The sequence below is a fragment of the Anaerostipes faecalis genome (assembly GCF_018982945.1).
Lineage (GTDB): Bacteria > Bacillota > Clostridia > Lachnospirales > Lachnospiraceae > Anaerostipes > Anaerostipes faecalis.
Window position 1 is genome coordinate 103051 of record NZ_JABRXE010000002.1, and the last position, 17557, is coordinate 120607.

A 17557-nucleotide genomic window follows, 5' to 3' on the forward strand; every position below is an offset into this window, starting at 1 on the left:
ATTACTGAATTTCCCTTTCATCGAAAAATCCATATTTATATTTCACCCTGCTTAATTTTTTTATTAATACAGGGGTCAATATCCATAAAAATATTACATTTGATACACAATACTCTACTGTTACAGGTATTGATGTTGCCAGTATTGCTATATATCGTGTCCATTGAAACTCTTCTCCTGCAGCAAGAACAGTCCAGACATCCATAAGCATAGAAAAGAATATTCCTGCCAGAATTCCATAAATCATCAGTGCTAATCTGTTTTTTTCTAATATTTGTTTCCGATTTAAAATACCGGCAATCCATCCAATCATTCCCCATGAAAACATCTGAAACACTGTCCATGGACCTTGTCCAAAAAAGAAGTTAGAAACAAACGCACTCATGGAGCCGCATACAAATCCTGACCCTCTGCCAAAAACCATACCACATATGATTACCATGGCACTGACCGGCTTAAACCCTGGTATTATTCCAAAAATAATTCTGGACATAACTGTTAATGAAACCATAACTGCCAAAACTACTGTCTCCCTTGTCTGTGGCTTTCTGGATTCATATTTAAAGTAATATGGAATACAGGATATTCCTGCAAATGCTATCATCACAATATTCACAGGCACCTCACATTCTCCGGCAATACTACCGTTTTATCCATATCTCTTGTTATCTTTGCAGAAGCAGTGGTATAAAAATAATTCTCCTGAAAAAATTTCTCCGGTACATCTACACTTTCAATCTTTCCATTGAACATCATTCCTATTCGATCCGCAAACTCTGCACAAAATTCCAGATCATGGGTTACACATAAAATAGTTACACCCTCTTCCTGTAATTCAAAAAGAAAATGCCCAAATCGCCTCACATGCTGCCGATCCATTCCTTTGGTAGGTTCATCAAGCAAAAGAATTTCCGGATTGCCCAAAAGAACTTTGATCAAAGCCGCCATCTGTCGTTGTCCTCCGCTAAGGTCATAAGGATGACTCTGAAGCTTTTCCTTTAATCCACTATTCTCTAAAAGCTTATCCATCCTTTCTTCCTGCCCTTCACCTGTTTCTTTCAAATCATCTATAAGACGTTCTTTCACAAACACTACTGTCGGATCTTGAGGCAGATATACTATTCTCTTTTTACACTTTACTTTTCCATCATAAGACATTTGTCCTGCAATACATTTTAGAAGAGTGGATTTTCCACTTCCATTGGCTCCTGCTACCGCAAATATCTCCTGATTTTTTATTTTTAAGGATAAGTTATTAAGTACTGAATCTTTCCCATATCCTGCATACAGATGGGCTATTTCCATAGCAATTCCATTTCCCTGTTTTTCCTTTACCAGCACATCATAAGAACAATCCTGTATGGCATTTCTCATTTTCATCATAGAAAATGTTGGCTCTATATGAAATTTTCCTGCCAGACGAATCATCTGGGGAAGATACTGTACCATTGCTGATTTTTTGTGAATCAAATCTTCAATAACCGCTTTTGCTGTTCCCTGAGTAAAAACCCTTCCATCTTTCATGAAAATACACTGATCTGCCATTTCCATTACATCTTCCAGATTGTGTGCTGCCATAATGATCGTCATCTGAAATTCTTTTTGAAGTTTTTCAACCATTGCTAGAAAATTTTTCCTGCCAATGGGATCAAGCTGTGCCGTTGGTTCATCCAGTACCAGTACCCTGGGATGCATTGCAGTCAATGCCGCCAAGTTTACCATTTGCTTTTGTCCACCGGATAATTCATCCGTTCTGCTGTTATATATTTCCTGCAAATCAAAATAATTCACAATTTCTGCCACAGTCCGTTTCATCTGCTGGTAATGCATTCCCAGATTTTCAAGTCCAAAGGCAATTTCATGCCATACAGTATCCATTACCATCTGACTGGAAGGATCCTGAAATAAATAACCAATTTCACCCACAGATTCCTCTGGCTTTAATTGTTCTAATGGTTTTCCTTTATAAAAAACCTCACCTTTTCTTTTCCCTTTCGGCATCAGTTCCTTTTTTAAATGACGCAGCAGGGTTGTCTTTCCACATCCGCTTGGTCCTGCAATTAAAACCATGGTTCCTTCCTCAATATTTAATGAAACCTCTCTAATTGAATTTTCCTTTGCAAGTGCATACCGGAAGGAAAGATTTTTAATCTGATACATAATTCCCATCCCTCCACAAAAATGGCAATAAAATCTGTATTGCCATCAAAATTATAAAAATACAATCTACATTTTTTACTGGATTCCAGATAATCATTGGATAAAAGAAAAACCTGGAATAATATTTTACATATCCGTATCCGTTAAATGCTGCCAGGAGAAGGATTTGCACCAGCCGGAACATATCCTTTCGTTCAAATTGGAACAAATGAAAATGCGAGCGTTTTTTCATTCCGTATCCTCTGGCATTCATTGAATCCAGCTGGTCCATAGAATTTTCAAAAGCCCAGGTTGTTTCCATAGAAAAAACTTTCATTACCCTTCGGAACATGAACTCTTTTTTTAAATTTTTCTGTGCCTCCATCATAAGACCTGCCTGTTTTTTATATTTAGGAATCAGTCCCATAGCCATAGACAAGATAACACCTGTTTGGGGGAATACTGATCCGGATATATAAATCCAATGTTCCCTTCGAAAATATCGATTCATAATAGAAAACATCCATAATACATTAACAAGAAGACATCCATAATGAATTCCATAAAGGAACGCTTCCCAGGTAATACGTATATTTCCGATATAGAACAGAATCGTCCGTCCCCTTTGTACAAACAAAGGATTTGTTATTGCTGCCAGACAGAAAACCCCTCCATAAGGTAACAATTTTTTAATGTTTTTTTGATGGTATAAATACATGGTGCACAAACAAACGGTCTGAATACCGGTCATCCATGGATGTCTGCTCCATACGACTGCCACAAAATTCACCAGAAAATAAACCAGAAGTACTGCTGGATGCGTTCGTTCCAGTACTTTTTTCATACTATAAATCCCCTTTTTCACAGGTATACAACCATTGTACTTCATCTCCATCGTCGAGCTTATACTGTGATGCTCCTACATTAGGAAAGTTCCCGTTGACTTTATACATCCATCCGCTATTTCTTCCACAGTCAAATTCATATAATCCATCAATGCCCTGAACATAACCCTTAGATGTGTCAATTTCCACACCGGTTTTTCTAAGAACCGTCATAGCTGTATCCCCCTCTTCAATCTTTATTTTCCCACTGTAAATTCTTCCACCAGATGGGATTTGATAATTAGACTGAAGCTGTTCTTTATGATTTAGTACAGTTTTACAGCTGATCACTATCTGACAATAATGTTCATCCTTTGCACTTGTAGTATTGGCGGTGGTACTTTGTTCTTTCTTTTTCTCGGTAGTTTTTGTTTCATTTTTTGTTGTAGATTTCTTTTCAGATTTCTTTGTCTCTGTTACCTCTTGGTTTTTTCCCGTTTTCTTTGACTTTTTCTTTTTTTGTGTTTCTTTTCCTTTTTTCTCTGACTTAGCCTGCTTTTTTTCCGTACTCTTTTCTTTCTTCGTTTCTGTTGATAAGGTCTTTTGTGTTGCAGTTTCCTGCTTTGCCTGATTTTTGCTTTCATCTTCTTTGGTGCAGGCTGTAACAGAAATCATCATCATTACGATCAACAGCCATGTAATAATTTTTTTCATAAAAAATAGATCCTCCATGCTTATCATTTTGCATTTAAGGATCTACTTTAGTACACAGAACAAACCACATCTTCAATCCAAAGAAAAATTATAGTATCCATGTACTGATCCTTCTTTGCACAAAAAAGATATGGCATTATTATTTGCATCAAGAGAACGACTCTATTCATCGTAAAGTATATCCTTAGATAATGGCAAGTATTCCGGCTCTGATTCAACGTCTTGGCACCTTCCCAGTTTCCCAGTGGTATCTTTGCTTTGACTCCTCATCACGGCGGCGGGACCGCTCAGGATTCACACCTGATTCCAATTTCATGCTCCATTACAGAACAACCATTAAATTATGCAATTTGTTTATTTTTTAATATTATCCCTATTTCTCTGTTTTTTGTCAATAGCTATACTTTTTCTGTTTTCCTGTTGGATCTATCCGATAACCTTTGCGATAAATCAATTGAGACACCGGTACAAATTTATAGCCTTTTTTCTTCAAATCCTGAATCATTGGCTGCAATGCTTCTTTCGTACATTTTGTTCCTGTATGCATCAAAATGATAGCTCCATTTTCCAGTGCCTTATGATTGCATACCTTATTAATAACTTCATCTACTCCCGGTTCCATCCAGTCCAGGCTGTCTACACTCCATTGAATACTGTAATACCCCATTTCTTCCGCATTTTTTATAACTTCAGAATTATAGTCACCATATGGCGGACGAAACAAATCCATTGAAATTCCCAGCAAACCCTTTACTTTATCATGAGCTCCCTGAATTTCTTTTTGCTGTTCCTCTTTGGATAATTTAGTCATATATTTATGATTATCACCATGATTTCCAATATCATGACCTTCTTTAAATACCTTCTTCACATCTTTGGGATATCTGTTTATCCAGTCACCAGAAAAGAAAAATGTGACCTTTACCTTCTCATTTTTCAGTATCTGAAGAATATCATTCATATCTTCATTTCCCCATGCCACATCAAAAGTAAGACTTAAAACCTTTTCTTTGGTATCTACACAGTAAATAGGAATTTTCCGTTCTTCTCTCTCATCCCAGACATAAATATTTTTCTGAAGAAATTCCTGCATATTTTTAAACACACCGAACACAGAGAGACAAAAAATGATAATAACCGTTATTTTGGATAAAATCTTATGATAAGGCTTCAAAAAATCATTCCCAATCTTTTTTAACAGTCTATGCTTTTATTTACATAATTTTTCCATCTTATTGGCAACAAGCTGAAAATGCCCATTGGAAGTCTGTTAAATAAATACATTCAATATTCCAATCACAAATCCTATGATAGCACCTAGATTTACAATCATTCCAAGTTCATTTTTCATCACTGACATAACCAGTTTTTCCAGTTGAATAGCATCCATATCATTAATCTTGGATTCTACAATTTCCTGTATTTTAAAATGTTTCATAATAATAGTAATATTTCCTTTGACCAGACGATCATACATTTCTTTTATTGATTCCTTCATATGCTCCTTAACACTATCATTAAAAACATTTTCCATTCCCATTGTCTCTATTCTCTGGATTTCAATTGATATGCGCTCTTCAATCAGCTCTTTCCCCTCATTATTAATATATTCTTTTATTTTTTCTCCCAAAGGCTGTGTGATCATCTGAATAGTATCTTCATTTATAAACATTGCCAGCATACCGCCCATCTGACTCAGTACCGCTTGTCCTTTCTGTGCAAGCAAAGTTCCGATATCAATATCAGATATTGCATTTACGACTCTTTCTGTTGCATAATCTTTTAATTTTTCTCTTTTTCCCTGATATTTTTCTTCCTCTATAACTCCCTGAAGAAATTCTTCTATATTTTTCCCATGAATCTCTGCTTCAAGAGAGTTCATGATTCCTTCTGTAATTGTATCTTTCATTTCTTCTGAAATCAGAACCTGTTCCAGATCTTCTGTACGAAGCAAAGAATTTCCCACCGCTTTTCCAACTGCTTTTGCAAGCTCTGGCTTTCTTTTTGGAATAATTCCAGGAGTAAATGGCAGTTGAATTCCTCCAATCATTACAGGTTTTAACGGGCGAAACAGCATTTTCACTGCAATATAGTTGGTACAATATCCTATCAATGCTCCAATAAAAGGACCTGACAACATCTGTATAATTTCCATTTTTCTCATCTTCCTTTCTCTCAGACATTCTCAGCAAGCATTATAACAAATTATATTTTTATTGAATAGAGCCTTATTTCATAATTTTTGAAATAAGGCTCTTTGTTTTAAATATTTACTTTTTTACAACCAACGTATCATATCCTTTTTGCTTTAGCTGATTTTCCAGATTTACAGCTTCATCTAATGTATCAAATTCTCCCAGCTGAACTGCATAATAAGGTGCTTCATATACAATATCTCCATCAAATCCCTGAGCAACTGCCTCGTTTAACGCATACTGCGCATTGGAAAAATTTCTGTATAACCCAATCTGCACCCGGTAAATACCACTTAAAGGCATCTGTCCCGTTCCTATGGCTTCCATAATTCCATCAGCAATTGCCTGAGCAATATCCTGGAATCGTTCATCAAATCGTTCATTATCCTGATCAGAATTTATAAATCCCGTTTCAATTAGCACTGCAGGAATATTAGTCCTTCGAAGTACTGTTAAATTCGGCCTTGTCTGCACTCCGATATTTCGAAACCCAATATTCTCCAGCTGTGCATTTATATTCCTGGCCATCTCTGCTTTTCTTCCACTGTCATCAAACACCAGCGTTTCCACTCCATGATACTGGTTGGCATTGGGACTGGAATTCCGGTGAAATGAAATAAAATAATCTGCTCCACTGGCATTTCCAATTCTTGCCTTTTCCGATGGAGACTGATAAATATCACTTTGTCTGGTATAAGAAACAGGTATTCCATTTCGGGCAAGAATCTCTCCAACTGCAAGAGTCAGACGAAGATTATCATCTTTTTCTCTTCTTCCATTATATTGGGCTCCATTGTCAAAACCACCATGCCCCGCATCTAAAATTACTCCTGGCATAAAAACCTCACATTGATTCCTTGTGATATTCTATGTACTGAAACAGAAAATGTGCCAGAATAATTCCAGTCAACGCCCCAAAACTATCGATGCCCACATCAAATACCTTTCCTTCTCTTCCTGGAACAAAAATTTGATGAATTTCATCTGTTATGGCATAACTTGTGCAAAGTATCTGAGCCGTAATGACTGATTTTTTAGAATTTGGCAGATCACAGGTGATTGCCTGATAACTAAAAAATCCCAGCACTGCATATTCTGTAAAATGTGCCATTTTTCGCACAAAGGTATGAACACTTTCTGCATGCATCATCAGCAATGCCGGAGTAGAAACATCAAAAATGCCAATTCGTCCAAGAAGTTTCGCTAATACTTTTGCATATCCAATGCTCATTTTCGAAGATGAATCTCCTGTTTTGGCAGAAAATAAAAAAATAACTATCATAAGAACGACTGTTATACCCCAGTATAACAGCCGTTCCTTTCTTTCATATATCATCATATTTATAAACGATTTCCGTACATCTTGTCAAAATAATTTGCATATTCTCCGGATAAAATGTTCTGCCACCATTCTTTGTTATCCAGATACCATTGAATAGTCTGTTTAATTCCAGTATCAAAATTGTACTGCGGTTTCCATCCAAGCTCTGTTTCCAGTTTCGTTGGATCAATAGCATAACGCATATCATGTCCTGGACGATCTGTAACAAACTTAATCAGACTTTCCGGTTTATCCAGCGCTTTAAGGATTGTTTTAACAACTTCCAGATTTGTACGTTCATTATGTCCTCCAACATTATAAACTTCACCAACTTTTCCCTTGTGAATAATCAGATCAATGGCTTCACAGTGATCTGATACATGAAGCCAGTCACGTACATTTTCACCCTTTCCATAAACAGGGAGTTCTTCATCTGCCAGTGCACGGCTGATCATTAAAGGAATCAGTTTTTCTGGAAAGTGATATGGTCCATAGTTGTTGGAACATCTGGAAATCGTCACTGGCAATCCAAAGGTTCTATGATATGCAAGAACAAATAAATCTGCACTTGCTTTGGAACTGCTATATGGACTTGAAGTATGAAGAGGGGTTTCTTCTGTAAAGAATAAATCTGGTCGGTCCAATGGAAGATCTCCGTATACTTCATCGGTAGATACCTGATGATAACGTTTCACACCATATTTTTTTGCTGCATCCAAAAGGACCACAGTTCCTTCAACATTAGTTTTCACAAAAATAGATGGATCTTCTATGGAACGATCCACATGACTTTCTGCTGCAAAGTTTACTACAATATCAAATTTTTCTTTTTCAAACAAATCCATAATAAACGGACGGTCTGCAATATCACCTTTTACAAATTTATAATTGGATTTATCTTCCACTGGTTTTAATGTTTCCAGATTTCCTGCATAGGTCAGAAGATCCAGATTTACGATTTCATCATCAGGATATTTGTTTACCATATGATGAACAAAATTTCCGCCGATAAACCCGGCTCCACCTGTTACTAATATTTTCATTAATACTTCTCCTTACTTATCCAAAAATTTTCCTGCCATTACATCCAAGAGATATTGTCCATACTGATTTTTCTTTAACGGTTCGATATCTGTCATCAACTGATCTTTTGTAATCCAGTGATTTAAATAGGCGATTTCTTCCAGACAGGCTATTTTTCTATGCTGATGTGTCTCTACCGTTTTTACAAAGTTAGTTGCCTCCACAAGAGATTCATGAGTTCCTGTATCCAGCCATGTGAATCCCTGCCCCAGAAGTTCAACTTCCAGCTCTCCATGTTCCAGATAAATCTTATTTAAATCTGTAATTTCCAATTCTCCACGAGCTGACGGTTTCAATTGTTTTGCATATTCTACAACACGGTTGTCATAAAAATATAATCCTGTCACACAATAATTTGATTTAGGTTTTTCTGGTTTTTCTTCAATAGATACTGCTTTCCCATCGGAATCAAATTCTACAATACCAAATCGTTCCGGATCATCCACATAATAGCCAAAGACTGTTGCCCCCTGCTTTTTATTAGCTGCACGAAGCAAACGTTTCTTTAATCCATGCCCGTGGAAAATATTATCTCCGAGAACCATGGCAACGCTATCATCCCCGATAAATTCCTCTCCGATAATAAAGGCCTGCGCAAGTCCGTCTGGAGAAGGCTGTACTGCATATTGGAGATTTATTCCAAACTGATGTCCATCTCCCAGAAGAGCTTGAAATCTTGGTGTATCGTCTGGTGTGGATATGATCAGAATTTCACGAATTCCTGCATTCATCAACACAGAAAGAGGATAATATATCATAGGTTTATCATAAATTGGAAGCAGCTGTTTAGATGTTACCATTGTCAGTGGATACAATCTTGTACCAGATCCTCCGGCAAGTATAATTCCTTTCATTGGCAGTTCACCATTCCTTTCTTTTTCCATTTAAAACTTAAATGTTTCACTTAAACCTTTCCATTTCTGGTCTTTTTCTGAAATAATCAGATCAACTCCTTCTTCCAGAGGCCAGTCTACACCGATTTCCTCATCACTCCAAAGAAGTCCACCTTCATCTCCCGGATGATAAAAATCAGTACATTTATAACAGAATTCTGCTTCGTCTGAAAGAACCAGGAATCCATGTGCAAACCCTTCTGGAATGTAAAACTGTTTCATATTTTCAGCAGACAATTCTACACCAAACCATTTTCCGTAAGTTTTAGAATTTGATCTTAAATCCACTGCAACATCAAACACTTTTCCCCTGACCACACGAACCAGTTTTCCCTGAGGATACTGTTTCTGAAAATGAAGACCTCTTAAAACACCTCTGGTTGACATGGACTGATTATCCTGTACAAATACCATATCAAGTCCGGCTTCTTTCATATCATTTTGATTGTAAGTTTCTACAAAATATCCTCTTTCATCTTTAAATACTGTTGGTTCAATAACATAAAGTCCTTCGATTTCACAAGGTGTGACTGTGATTTTTCCCATGATTTTCCTCCTAATATTCAATCTCTTTTAAGTATCTCTTTAAAGCATCCTGCCATTCAGGTAACTGCTGAAATCCGTTTTCTGCTAATTTACTCTTATCCATCCGACTGTTTGCCGGACGTTTTGCTTTGGATGGATATTCATCACTTGTTACCGGTGATACAGAAACATCCATTCCTGCCTGTTTAAAAATCTCACAGGCGAACTCATACCAGGTACAAAGCCCTTCATTGGTTGCATGATATCTTCCATATTTTTCTGTCTGAATCATATCAACCAAAAGTCTTGCCAGATCATAAGTATAAGTCGGAGAACCTGTCTGATCATTGACAACCGTCAATTTATCATGTGTTTTCCCCAGGTTCAGCATTGTTTTAATAAAATTCTTTCCATTAATTCCAAATACCCATGCAATACGGACGGTAAAAAATTTCTTTACATATTTTTCAACTGCCAGTTCACCTTCATATTTGGTCTGTCCATAAACATTTAATGGTTCCCTTTCATCGTCTGGCTCCCATGGTCTTTCCCCTTGTCCATTAAATACATAATCAGTACTAATGTACATCATTTTAATGTCCAATGTTTCACATACTTTTGCAATATTTTCTGTTCCCTGTGCATTAACTTTTCGGCAAATATCCACATTTTCTTCTGCTGCATCCACTGCTGTATAGGCTGCACAATGAATCACGGCATCCGGTGCCGCATCTCTAATTACTTTTTCCACCTGATCTGCATCTGTAATGTCCATTTCATCAATATCCACACCAATGGCATGAATTTCCCGCTTTTTCAACTCATTCATTACATCATGACCAAGCTGACCTTTTACACCTGTTACAAAAACTTTCATATCTTTTCCTTTCTTATTTGCAAATAAAAATTCCTGCAGATTTGGTTATTCTCATAATTTTTTCTGTTGCAATTTTTTTTCGGACAAATTCTTTAAACTCCAGATATCTGTGATTTAAATATTCATGCTGATTTCCATGACAGGATAAAATATAAGAAATCAACGGTTCCGGCTGATCTACCAGAAGTTCATCCTGATAATCAATTTCTTCTACTTCCGTAAAAACCTGTCTTAACTGCTTTTCTCCATTTTCCAGTCCAAACACATCATATAATGTATTGGCAGATAATATAATTCTCTTATCAAATTCTTTTACCAGCTGAGTAATTTCCTGCATATGCTGTGATCCATATGTACTACAGATAAAACAGCCTCCCGGCTTTAAAACCCTATGCACTTCCCGAAATACTTTCTGCCGATCCGGAAGATAGAACAGCACATGATTAGCTATAACTTTATCAAATTTATGATTTTCTTTTGGAATTACATTACAGTCAAATGTCTCATAGGAAAACATTCCAGAATCATCATTTATATTCTTTTTAGCATCTTCAACCATTCCTTTAGACTGATCAGATAAAATAATCTTTACTCCTTCTGGAATCTCTTTCCCGTGTCCTTTCCACAGTTCTCCTGTACCGCAACCAAGCTCTAGAACTTTTTCTCCTTTTTGCAAATGAATCTGCTGAAAAATCCAGTCAAACCATGGAACCGGGTTCTGTGAATATTTCTGATGAAGTCCAATCCGAATATTTAAATTAGAAGAATTCTTATATTGTTCCACCAGACTCTTTTCCATATTAGTTACATGCAGTAAGTTGATGACCTCATTCCAATCAATTTCTTCCGCATTCTCCATACGTTTCGCTGTATCCTTCAGGGACTGTTCTACCATCTTTAAATGTTCCATCTTTTTCTGTACCAGATTCAACTGAAGTCTTATGGATTCTTTTATATAATCTCTGTCATTATCGTTAATTGTCATTGTCATGATTTCTTCCAGAGAAAATCCAAGATACTTTAAAGACAGAATTTTCTGAAGCTTAGCAAAATCAGCATCTGTATATAGACGATATCCGTTATCTGCAACTTTACTGGGTTTTAAAATCCCCTGCCGATCATAATAACGAATCGTGCGAAGAGTTACATTCGCCTTTCTGGCAAACTCCCCGGATGTATAATATCCATCTTTGGTCATGGCCATACCTCCTGATTCTCTCTTTAGTCTATCATAAAGGGTAACGTAAGGGAACTGTCAAGAAAAAAAAGAAAAAGACAGATTATATACCAATCTATCTTTTCTTTTTCTCTTTATTTTCTGAATAAAATTTTTGTTTTTTCAATTTTCACTACATCACCATATTTCGATCAACCTTAATCACTGCAAAATGATTTCCCGGCAGCTCCTGCTGAATTTTTTGTCGGACATCTTTCACAATTTTATTTACCTGATAATTTTCCCCATATGGGATTACCATATCAAAAATTACATTTGTATGAGTCTTTCCTTTCACCATACGAAAATCATGAATGGATAATGTCTCATCGTAATTATGAATCAAGGTTTCCACAAGCTGTTTGCTCTTAGTAGTTTCTTCATCGTCTATTACAACCGGATCCATATGAATTGTTGCCTCGCATCGATATTCCTGCATCAGACGCATTTCCACATGATCGATCAGATCATGAGCTTCTAAAATATCAACATTATATGGAACTTCTGCATGAAGAGATACAATTCTCCGACCCGGGCCATAATCATGGACTATCATATCATGAATTCCAATAATCATATCATGACGCATAACCATATCTTCAATATTCTCAACCAGCTCTGGATCCGGTGTTTCACCTAAAAGAGGATCTAGCGTGTCTCTGACTGCACCATAGCCACCCCAAAGGACAAAACATGCTACAAAAATTCCTATATATCCATCCAGATTATATCCCATAAAATGGAAGATAAGCATTCCACCAAGAACAGCAGCTGTGGAAATACAGTCATTCAGACTATCCATTGCGGTAGCTTTCATTGTCTCTGACTGAATTTTATCCCCTATTTTATTATTAAATACAGACATCCAGAATTTTACAAGAATTGATAATACTAAAATTATAATTGATACTGCCTGAAAGGTTATTTCTTCTGGATTCACAATCTTAGATACTGCAGTCTTAAATAATTCTACACCCATCATCAAAATTGCCAATGCAACAATAAGTCCTGAAATATACTCCATTCTTCCATGTCCGAATGGATGATCCTCATCTGCAGGCTTCCCCGCCATATGAAAACCAATTAACGTGATAATGGAAGAAGCCGCATCCGCAAGATTATTAAATGCATCTGCCGTAATAGAAATTGCTCCGGTAATAATTCCTGCAAAAAACTTACAGATAAATAACATAATATTACAGCCAATTCCTACGATTCCTCCAAGCACGCCATATGCGTTTCGTACCTTTGCATCCTTTACATTATCCTTATCTTTAATAAAAAAAGAAATTAATAAATTCGTCATCTTATTTTCTGTCCTATTCTTTCATATATATTTGTTATCCCCCGCTTATAGCTTTACGCACATAAAACGGGGAACATCTATTTAAACATTATGCTTCTACAATTTTCCCTGCAACAGCAGAAGCTGCTGCTGTTTTTGGTGATCCAAGATATATTTCAACCTTAGATGTTCCCATTCTTCCAAGGAAATTTCGATTATTTGTTGCCAGAATTTTTTCTCCGTCAGTAAGAATTCCTCCCGCACGTCCGCAGCAAAGTCCACATCCCGGCTGTGTAATAATGGCTCCAGCCTTGGCTAAAATGGTTAAATAACCTGCCTTTGCAGCTTCTTTGTAAATTTTTCTGCTGGCTGGAGTTACAATGAGTTTTACATAATCTGCAACCTTCTTTCCATCTAAAATCTCTGCAGCTGCTTTCAAATCTTCCAGACGTCCATTGGTACAAGATCCAATAAAGACCTGATCAAGTTCTGTACCTTCAACTTCTTTGACATTACGAATCTTATCCACCTGAGATGGACAGGCAACCACTGGTACCAGATCTTCCGCATTATATGTAATCGTCTGACAATACTGGGCATCTTCATCCCCGTAAATCCAATCCACATCAGATAGTTCAACATTAGAATATTCGGCTGTCTTCTCATCTGGTGCAAACAAAGCACATTTTGCACCAGCTTCAATCGCCATATTAGACATACTCATTCTGGATGCAACACTCATTTCATCAATAGTGCTTCCTGAAAATTCTAATGCTTTATACGTTGCTCCGTCAGCTCTCAAATCACCAATCAGTCTTAAAATAATATCTTTTGCACTGACATTTTCCGGTAATTTTCCATTTACCACAACTTTAATGGTTTCAGGAACTCTTACCCACAATTCCCCTGTACCAAGAATAGATGCCATTTCTGTATATCCGATACCTGAAGAGAAACATCCGACACATCCATAAGTTGTTGTGTGTGAATCTGTTCCAAACACAATATTTCCTGGTTTTGCATAACCGCATTCTGTCATTAGCTGATGGCAGATTCCATCACTTCTGTGAACATGGGTCATTCCGTATTTTTCAGCAAATGCATCTCCAATTTTGAAATGACGAATATCATCCACAGTACTTGCCGGTACCATGTGATCATAAATCAAAACAACTTTGTCAGGATCCCATAACTTTGTAAATCCCATTTCTTCAAATTTATCTGCAACAAAAGGGATAAAAATATCATGTATCATAACACGATCCACATTTACCGTAACAATTTGTCCTGGTTTAACTGACTCAGCTCCAATATTTCTGCTGATAATCTTTTCAATCATTGTACTTCCCATGATACTTATTTCACCCCGTTTCTTTTTTTCATTGCTTCCACTAATCCACCGGCATTGATGATTTCCATCAGATTATCCGGAAGAGAATGAATCTCATATGTTTCACCGTTATGTACAATTTTTTCTCCAAGGGTTACATCAATGGTATCTCCCTCTTTTACTGCATCCTGAATCTTGTCATTTTCAATTAAAAGCAACCCGTTATTAATGGAATTGCGGAAAAAGATTCTGGCAAATGACTTTGCAATGACACATTTAATTTTCAGTGCCTTGATGATTTCTGGTGCCTGTTCTCTGGAAGATCCGCATCCAAAGTTTTTCCCTGCAACAATAATGTCTCCTTCACCAATCTGTCCTGCAAGTTCCGGACGAAGTGGTGAAAATCCATACTGTTTCATATCTTCTACTGTCGGAAGTGCCAGATATTCTGTAGGAATAATAATATCCGTATCAATATCATCACCCAGCACCCAGACTTTACCTGTAAACTGTTCCATATTAAACTTCCTTTTCTATATAAAATATTCCTATGCGCCTACAATAGTTCCTGCAATTGCTGACGCTGTTACTGTTGCTGCTGATCCAAGATATACAAAGGAATCCGGATGTCCTGCACGTCCTTTAAAGTTTCTGGTTCCGGTAGATATTAATACTTCTCCTTCTCCAATAACCCCCTGACAGCTTCCCCAGCAGACACTGCAGTTACAGTTCATCACCATAGCTCCTGACTCCATGAAAATATCAATGAGTCCTTCTTCTAATGCCTGTAAATATACTTCATTTGATGCCGGTGCAATAATAAATCTTACATGGTCATTAACTTTTTTACCTTTTAAGATTTCTGCGGCAACACGCAGTTCTTCAATTCGCCCATTGTTACATGAACCTAAAAATGCCTCATCGATTTTGACATCCTGCACTTCACCAACAGGAACTACATCATCAATCTGATGAGGTCTTGCAACTACCGGTTCAATCTCATCAAGATTAATATGATATACTTTTTCAAATTCCGCATCATCATCACTGACAAACAGATTATCTGCTTTTCGTCCGCGACTTTCAATATACTCCACTACTTTTTCATCTGGCTCTACAATACCGGTTTTTGCTCCTGCTTCCACTGCCAGATTACAAAGTACCAGACGTTCATCAATATCAAGATTATGAGCACCTTCACCTGCAAACTCCATAACTTTATAGTTGCAGCCATTTGCTCCAACCATTCCGATAATGGAAAGCATCAGATCGCGGGCATACACTCCCTCTTTTAATTTACCTGTCAATTCAAAACGAATGGTTTCAGGCACCAGTACCCAGGATTGTCCTGTTACCATGGCATACAGGAAATCTGTACATCCAATTCCAGTTCCAAAAGCTCCCAGTGCTCCATATGTACATGTATGGGAATCGGCACCCATAATAAATTCTCCAGGACATACATGGTTTTCCAACATGATCTGATGACAGACACCTTTTCCTTCATACAGCTTAATATCATGTTCTTTGGCAAAATTACGCATTTTACGATGAGCTGCTGCTGTCTTTGGATTCTCAGCCGGTACATTATGGTCCATAATAAACACCAGTTTATCTTTATCCGCAATACGAGGATTTTTCAGCTGATTATGATACATATCAATGGTCAGATGTGTTGTTCCGTCATTACTCATAAGACGATCCACTTCAATGGTATGAATTTCTCCTGCTTTCACCTGATCAACCTTTGCAGCACGTGCAATAATTTTTTCTCCAATGGTCATTCCCATATTTATGCTTCCTCCTTATTCAAAAAACTGATCAATCCACCATTATCTAAAATATTCTGCATATATGGTGGTAATTTTGTACAAGGAAGTGTCTCCTTATCCAGTTCTATTAATCCTTTAGTCAAGTCAATTTCTATCTGGTCCTGATCTTCCACTTTATCATACAGATCTTTGCTTATAATGACCGGCAGCCCGATATTAATTGAATTTCTATAAAAAATTCGTGCAAAAGATTTAGCAACAACTGCTTTCACACCCAGTGCTTTTAATACACTTGGTGCCTGTTCTCTGGAAGAACCACATCCAAAATTCTCTCCTGCAACAACAATATCCCCTTCCTTCACTTTTTTTGCAAAATCTTTGTCAATTGATTCAAAAGTATACACTTTCATTTCTTCAATATTTGGCAAAAGTAAATACTGGGATGCAATAATCTGGTCAGTATCTACATCATTATGAAACTTAAAAACCTGTCCCATAACATTTCCTCCTTTTAAAGTCTTATTATTTTTTATCTTCTACAGATACGGCTGAACGTATTCTGTATATTATTCCATATAGTTTTGTACAAAGATGACGTACTGGTATCATATGAACCCATATATGTTCAAAAAACTCCCACCAGAAATCTCCTGGTTCTATCCATTTTCCTTTTCTCTTTACTTTCGTGACGATTCCAAATACACAGTTCTGATCCACAGGTCCTTCTATCTGTGTTTGTGCATCACCAATTATAAACAGATTACCCTTCTTATCAATATGATGGATTCTATGCATCACATATGCGCCGTTAGGTCTCTGATAAAAAACCATATTACCTCTCTTTAATGGCTTTTCTGGCTTTTCAAATATAATATAATCCCTGTGATGAATCAAAAAGGGACTCATACTGCTGCCACTAATCAGTAGATTTACAGATTTTCCTTGCTGTATCAATTCCCTTAATACCGGAATCAGTTTCTCATTATCAACTATTTTCATCATTCAATTACTCAACTATCATATCATGTTCTTTTAAAGCATTTATAAATCCATCAACATCAGCCTCTGCTGTCTTCTGATCAACTTCAAATTCATCCAGGATCATTTTAACCAGCTGTTCTCTGGTTCCTGCTTCGTCCAGATTTTTCCAGATAAAGGCTGCGACTTCATTTAATGTGATCAGCCCATTAAATTGCTGGGTTGCCTGACCGGTTGGTACCAAAACAACTTCACCTGCAATATTTCTAAGCATAAAATCAGAATTTCGTTTCATTTTTTCCTCCTAAAATACCCTTATTTAAATACACCTCATTCTATTCTACTCTAAAATCAACAGAAAAGGAAGAAGTATTTCTCTTCCTCCTTTTTCTCTATCTCTTATTT

Annotated in this window: 20 protein-coding genes and 1 riboswitch; all 20 genes read right to left on the minus strand. The window is 36.8% G+C overall.

Features of this window, described 5'->3' with window-relative positions; translation table 11 throughout:
* Position 1: 1 nt before the first annotated feature.
* Entirely contained in the window at positions 2-616 is a 615-nt protein-coding gene (locus KTB61_RS03475) for an ECF transporter S component (protein WP_330656305.1), read from the minus strand.
* Positions 613-2160, minus strand: coding sequence for an ABC transporter ATP-binding protein (locus KTB61_RS03480; protein ID WP_216696806.1), 1548 nt, complete (start codon positions 2158-2160; stop codon positions 613-615). The genes KTB61_RS03475 and KTB61_RS03480 overlap by 4 nt, the downstream gene beginning before the upstream one ends.
* Positions 2147-2983, minus strand: coding sequence for an energy-coupling factor transporter transmembrane component T (locus KTB61_RS03485; RefSeq protein WP_216696807.1), 837 nt, complete (start codon positions 2981-2983; stop codon positions 2147-2149). Before KTB61_RS03485 ends, KTB61_RS03480 begins: the two co-directional genes overlap by 14 nt.
* Position 2984: 1 nt before the next feature.
* Positions 2985-3677, minus strand: a complete 693-nt coding sequence (locus KTB61_RS03490) for a DUF4430 domain-containing protein (RefSeq protein ID WP_230973595.1) — start codon at positions 3675-3677, stop codon at positions 2985-2987.
* Between the two features lie 176 nt (positions 3678-3853).
* A riboswitch (cobalamin riboswitch) is annotated at positions 3854-4030 on the minus strand.
* Positions 4031-4068: 38 nt separating this feature from the next.
* Positions 4069-4851, minus strand: a complete 783-nt coding sequence (locus KTB61_RS03495) for a polysaccharide deacetylase family protein (protein ID WP_230973596.1) — start codon at positions 4849-4851, stop codon at positions 4069-4071.
* A 96-nt stretch (positions 4852-4947) separates the two neighbouring features.
* Complete coding sequence (locus tag KTB61_RS03500) at positions 4948-5832, minus strand: DUF445 domain-containing protein (RefSeq protein WP_216696808.1); 885 nt, start codon at positions 5830-5832, stop codon at positions 4948-4950.
* Positions 5833-5947: 115 nt separating this feature from the next.
* Positions 5948-6709 carry an N-acetylmuramoyl-L-alanine amidase gene (locus tag KTB61_RS03505; protein WP_216696809.1) on the minus strand — a complete coding sequence of 254 codons (762 nt, stop codon included), beginning with the start codon at positions 6707-6709 and terminating at the stop codon, positions 5948-5950.
* A gap of 7 nt (positions 6710-6716) precedes the next feature.
* Positions 6717-7211: a VanZ family protein gene (locus KTB61_RS03510; protein ID WP_216696810.1), complete on the minus strand. Its 495-nt coding sequence runs from the start codon at positions 7209-7211 to the stop codon at positions 6717-6719.
* Between the two features lie 2 nt (positions 7212-7213).
* On the minus strand, positions 7214-8236 hold the full coding sequence (gene rfbB / locus KTB61_RS03515; protein ID WP_216696811.1) for a dTDP-glucose 4,6-dehydratase: 1023 nt from the start codon (positions 8234-8236) through the stop codon (positions 7214-7216).
* 12 nt (positions 8237-8248) lie between these two features.
* The gene (rfbA, locus tag KTB61_RS03520) at positions 8249-9130 is read right to left on the minus strand and encodes a glucose-1-phosphate thymidylyltransferase RfbA (protein ID WP_075760603.1); all 882 of its coding nucleotides are present in this window, start codon (positions 9128-9130) and stop codon (positions 8249-8251) included.
* Positions 9131-9160: 30 nt separating this feature from the next.
* Positions 9161-9715 (minus strand): dTDP-4-dehydrorhamnose 3,5-epimerase, encoded by a 555-nt coding sequence (rfbC, locus tag KTB61_RS03525; protein WP_216696812.1) that lies wholly within the window; start codon positions 9713-9715, stop codon positions 9161-9163.
* 10 nt (positions 9716-9725) lie between these two features.
* Positions 9726-10571 carry a dTDP-4-dehydrorhamnose reductase gene (rfbD, locus tag KTB61_RS03530; RefSeq protein WP_216696813.1) on the minus strand — a complete coding sequence of 282 codons (846 nt, stop codon included), beginning with the start codon at positions 10569-10571 and terminating at the stop codon, positions 9726-9728.
* 13 nt (positions 10572-10584) lie between these two features.
* Complete coding sequence (locus KTB61_RS03535; RefSeq protein WP_075760383.1) at positions 10585-11769, minus strand: MerR family transcriptional regulator; 1185 nt, start codon at positions 11767-11769, stop codon at positions 10585-10587.
* Positions 11770-11920: 151 nt separating this feature from the next.
* On the minus strand, positions 11921-13093 hold the full coding sequence (locus KTB61_RS03540; protein WP_216696814.1) for a cation diffusion facilitator family transporter: 1173 nt from the start codon (positions 13091-13093) through the stop codon (positions 11921-11923).
* Positions 13094-13181: 88 nt separating this feature from the next.
* On the minus strand, positions 13182-14423 hold the full coding sequence (locus tag KTB61_RS03545; protein WP_075760381.1) for a 3-isopropylmalate dehydratase large subunit: 1242 nt from the start codon (positions 14421-14423) through the stop codon (positions 13182-13184).
* Positions 14424-14428: 5 nt separating this feature from the next.
* Positions 14429-14920 (minus strand): LeuD/DmdB family oxidoreductase small subunit, encoded by a 492-nt coding sequence (locus tag KTB61_RS03550; RefSeq protein ID WP_075760380.1) that lies wholly within the window; start codon positions 14918-14920, stop codon positions 14429-14431.
* 30 nt (positions 14921-14950) lie between these two features.
* A complete protein-coding gene (locus tag KTB61_RS03555; RefSeq protein ID WP_216696815.1) occupies positions 14951-16192 on the minus strand; it encodes a 3-isopropylmalate dehydratase large subunit in 1242 nt (413 codons plus the stop codon).
* 2 nt (positions 16193-16194) lie between these two features.
* Positions 16195-16671: a 3-isopropylmalate dehydratase small subunit gene (locus KTB61_RS03560; RefSeq protein WP_075760378.1), complete on the minus strand. Its 477-nt coding sequence runs from the start codon at positions 16669-16671 to the stop codon at positions 16195-16197.
* Positions 16672-16696: 25 nt separating this feature from the next.
* Positions 16697-17176 carry a S24/S26 family peptidase gene (locus tag KTB61_RS03565; protein WP_230973597.1) on the minus strand — a complete coding sequence of 160 codons (480 nt, stop codon included), beginning with the start codon at positions 17174-17176 and terminating at the stop codon, positions 16697-16699.
* A 4-nt stretch (positions 17177-17180) separates the two neighbouring features.
* Positions 17181-17447, minus strand: a complete 267-nt coding sequence (locus KTB61_RS03570) for a PqqD family protein (protein WP_216696816.1) — start codon at positions 17445-17447, stop codon at positions 17181-17183.
* Positions 17448-17557: the final 110 nt, after the last annotated feature.

What these genes read in the sequence shown, in the direction of transcription:
- KTB61_RS03480 (WP_216696806.1), bottom strand. Translation starts at nt 2,160, where the DNA reads ATGTATCAGATTAAAAATCTTTCCTTCCGGTATGCACTTGCAAAGGAA.
- KTB61_RS03485 (WP_216696807.1), bottom strand. Translation starts at nt 2,983, where the DNA reads ATGAAAAAAGTACTGGAACGAACGCATCCAGCAGTACTTCTGGTTTAT.
- KTB61_RS03490 (WP_230973595.1), bottom strand. Translation starts at nt 3,677, where the DNA reads ATGAAAAAAATTATTACATGGCTGTTGATCGTAATGATGATGATTTCT.
- KTB61_RS03500 (WP_216696808.1), bottom strand. Translation starts at nt 5,832, where the DNA reads ATGGAAATTATACAGATGTTGTCAGGTCCTTTTATTGGAGCATTGATA.
- KTB61_RS03505 (WP_216696809.1), bottom strand. Translation starts at nt 6,709, where the DNA reads ATGCCAGGAGTAATTTTAGATGCGGGGCATGGTGGTTTTGACAATGGA.
- KTB61_RS03510 (WP_216696810.1), bottom strand. Translation starts at nt 7,211, where the DNA reads ATGATGATATATGAAAGAAAGGAACGGCTGTTATACTGGGGTATAACA.
- rfbB (WP_216696811.1), bottom strand. Translation starts at nt 8,236, where the DNA reads ATGAAAATATTAGTAACAGGTGGAGCCGGGTTTATCGGCGGAAATTTT.
- rfbA (WP_075760603.1), bottom strand. Translation starts at nt 9,130, where the DNA reads ATGAAAGGAATTATACTTGCCGGAGGATCTGGTACAAGATTGTATCCA.
- rfbC (WP_216696812.1), bottom strand. Translation starts at nt 9,715, where the DNA reads ATGGGAAAAATCACAGTCACACCTTGTGAAATCGAAGGACTTTATGTT.
- rfbD (WP_216696813.1), bottom strand. Translation starts at nt 10,571, where the DNA reads ATGAAAGTTTTTGTAACAGGTGTAAAAGGTCAGCTTGGTCATGATGTA.
- KTB61_RS03535 (WP_075760383.1), bottom strand. Translation starts at nt 11,769, where the DNA reads ATGACCAAAGATGGATATTATACATCCGGGGAGTTTGCCAGAAAGGCG.
- KTB61_RS03540 (WP_216696814.1), bottom strand. Translation starts at nt 13,093, where the DNA reads ATGACGAATTTATTAATTTCTTTTTTTATTAAAGATAAGGATAATGTA.
- KTB61_RS03545 (WP_075760381.1), bottom strand. Translation starts at nt 14,423, where the DNA reads ATGGGAAGTACAATGATTGAAAAGATTATCAGCAGAAATATTGGAGCT.
- KTB61_RS03550 (WP_075760380.1), bottom strand. Translation starts at nt 14,920, where the DNA reads ATGGAACAGTTTACAGGTAAAGTCTGGGTGCTGGGTGATGATATTGAT.
- KTB61_RS03555 (WP_216696815.1), bottom strand. Translation starts at nt 16,192, where the DNA reads ATGGGAATGACCATTGGAGAAAAAATTATTGCACGTGCTGCAAAGGTT.
- KTB61_RS03560 (WP_075760378.1), bottom strand. Translation starts at nt 16,671, where the DNA reads ATGGGACAGGTTTTTAAGTTTCATAATGATGTAGATACTGACCAGATT.
- KTB61_RS03565 (WP_230973597.1), bottom strand. Translation starts at nt 17,176, where the DNA reads ATGATGAAAATAGTTGATAATGAGAAACTGATTCCGGTATTAAGGGAA.
- KTB61_RS03570 (WP_216696816.1), bottom strand. Translation starts at nt 17,447, where the DNA reads ATGAAACGAAATTCTGATTTTATGCTTAGAAATATTGCAGGTGAAGTT.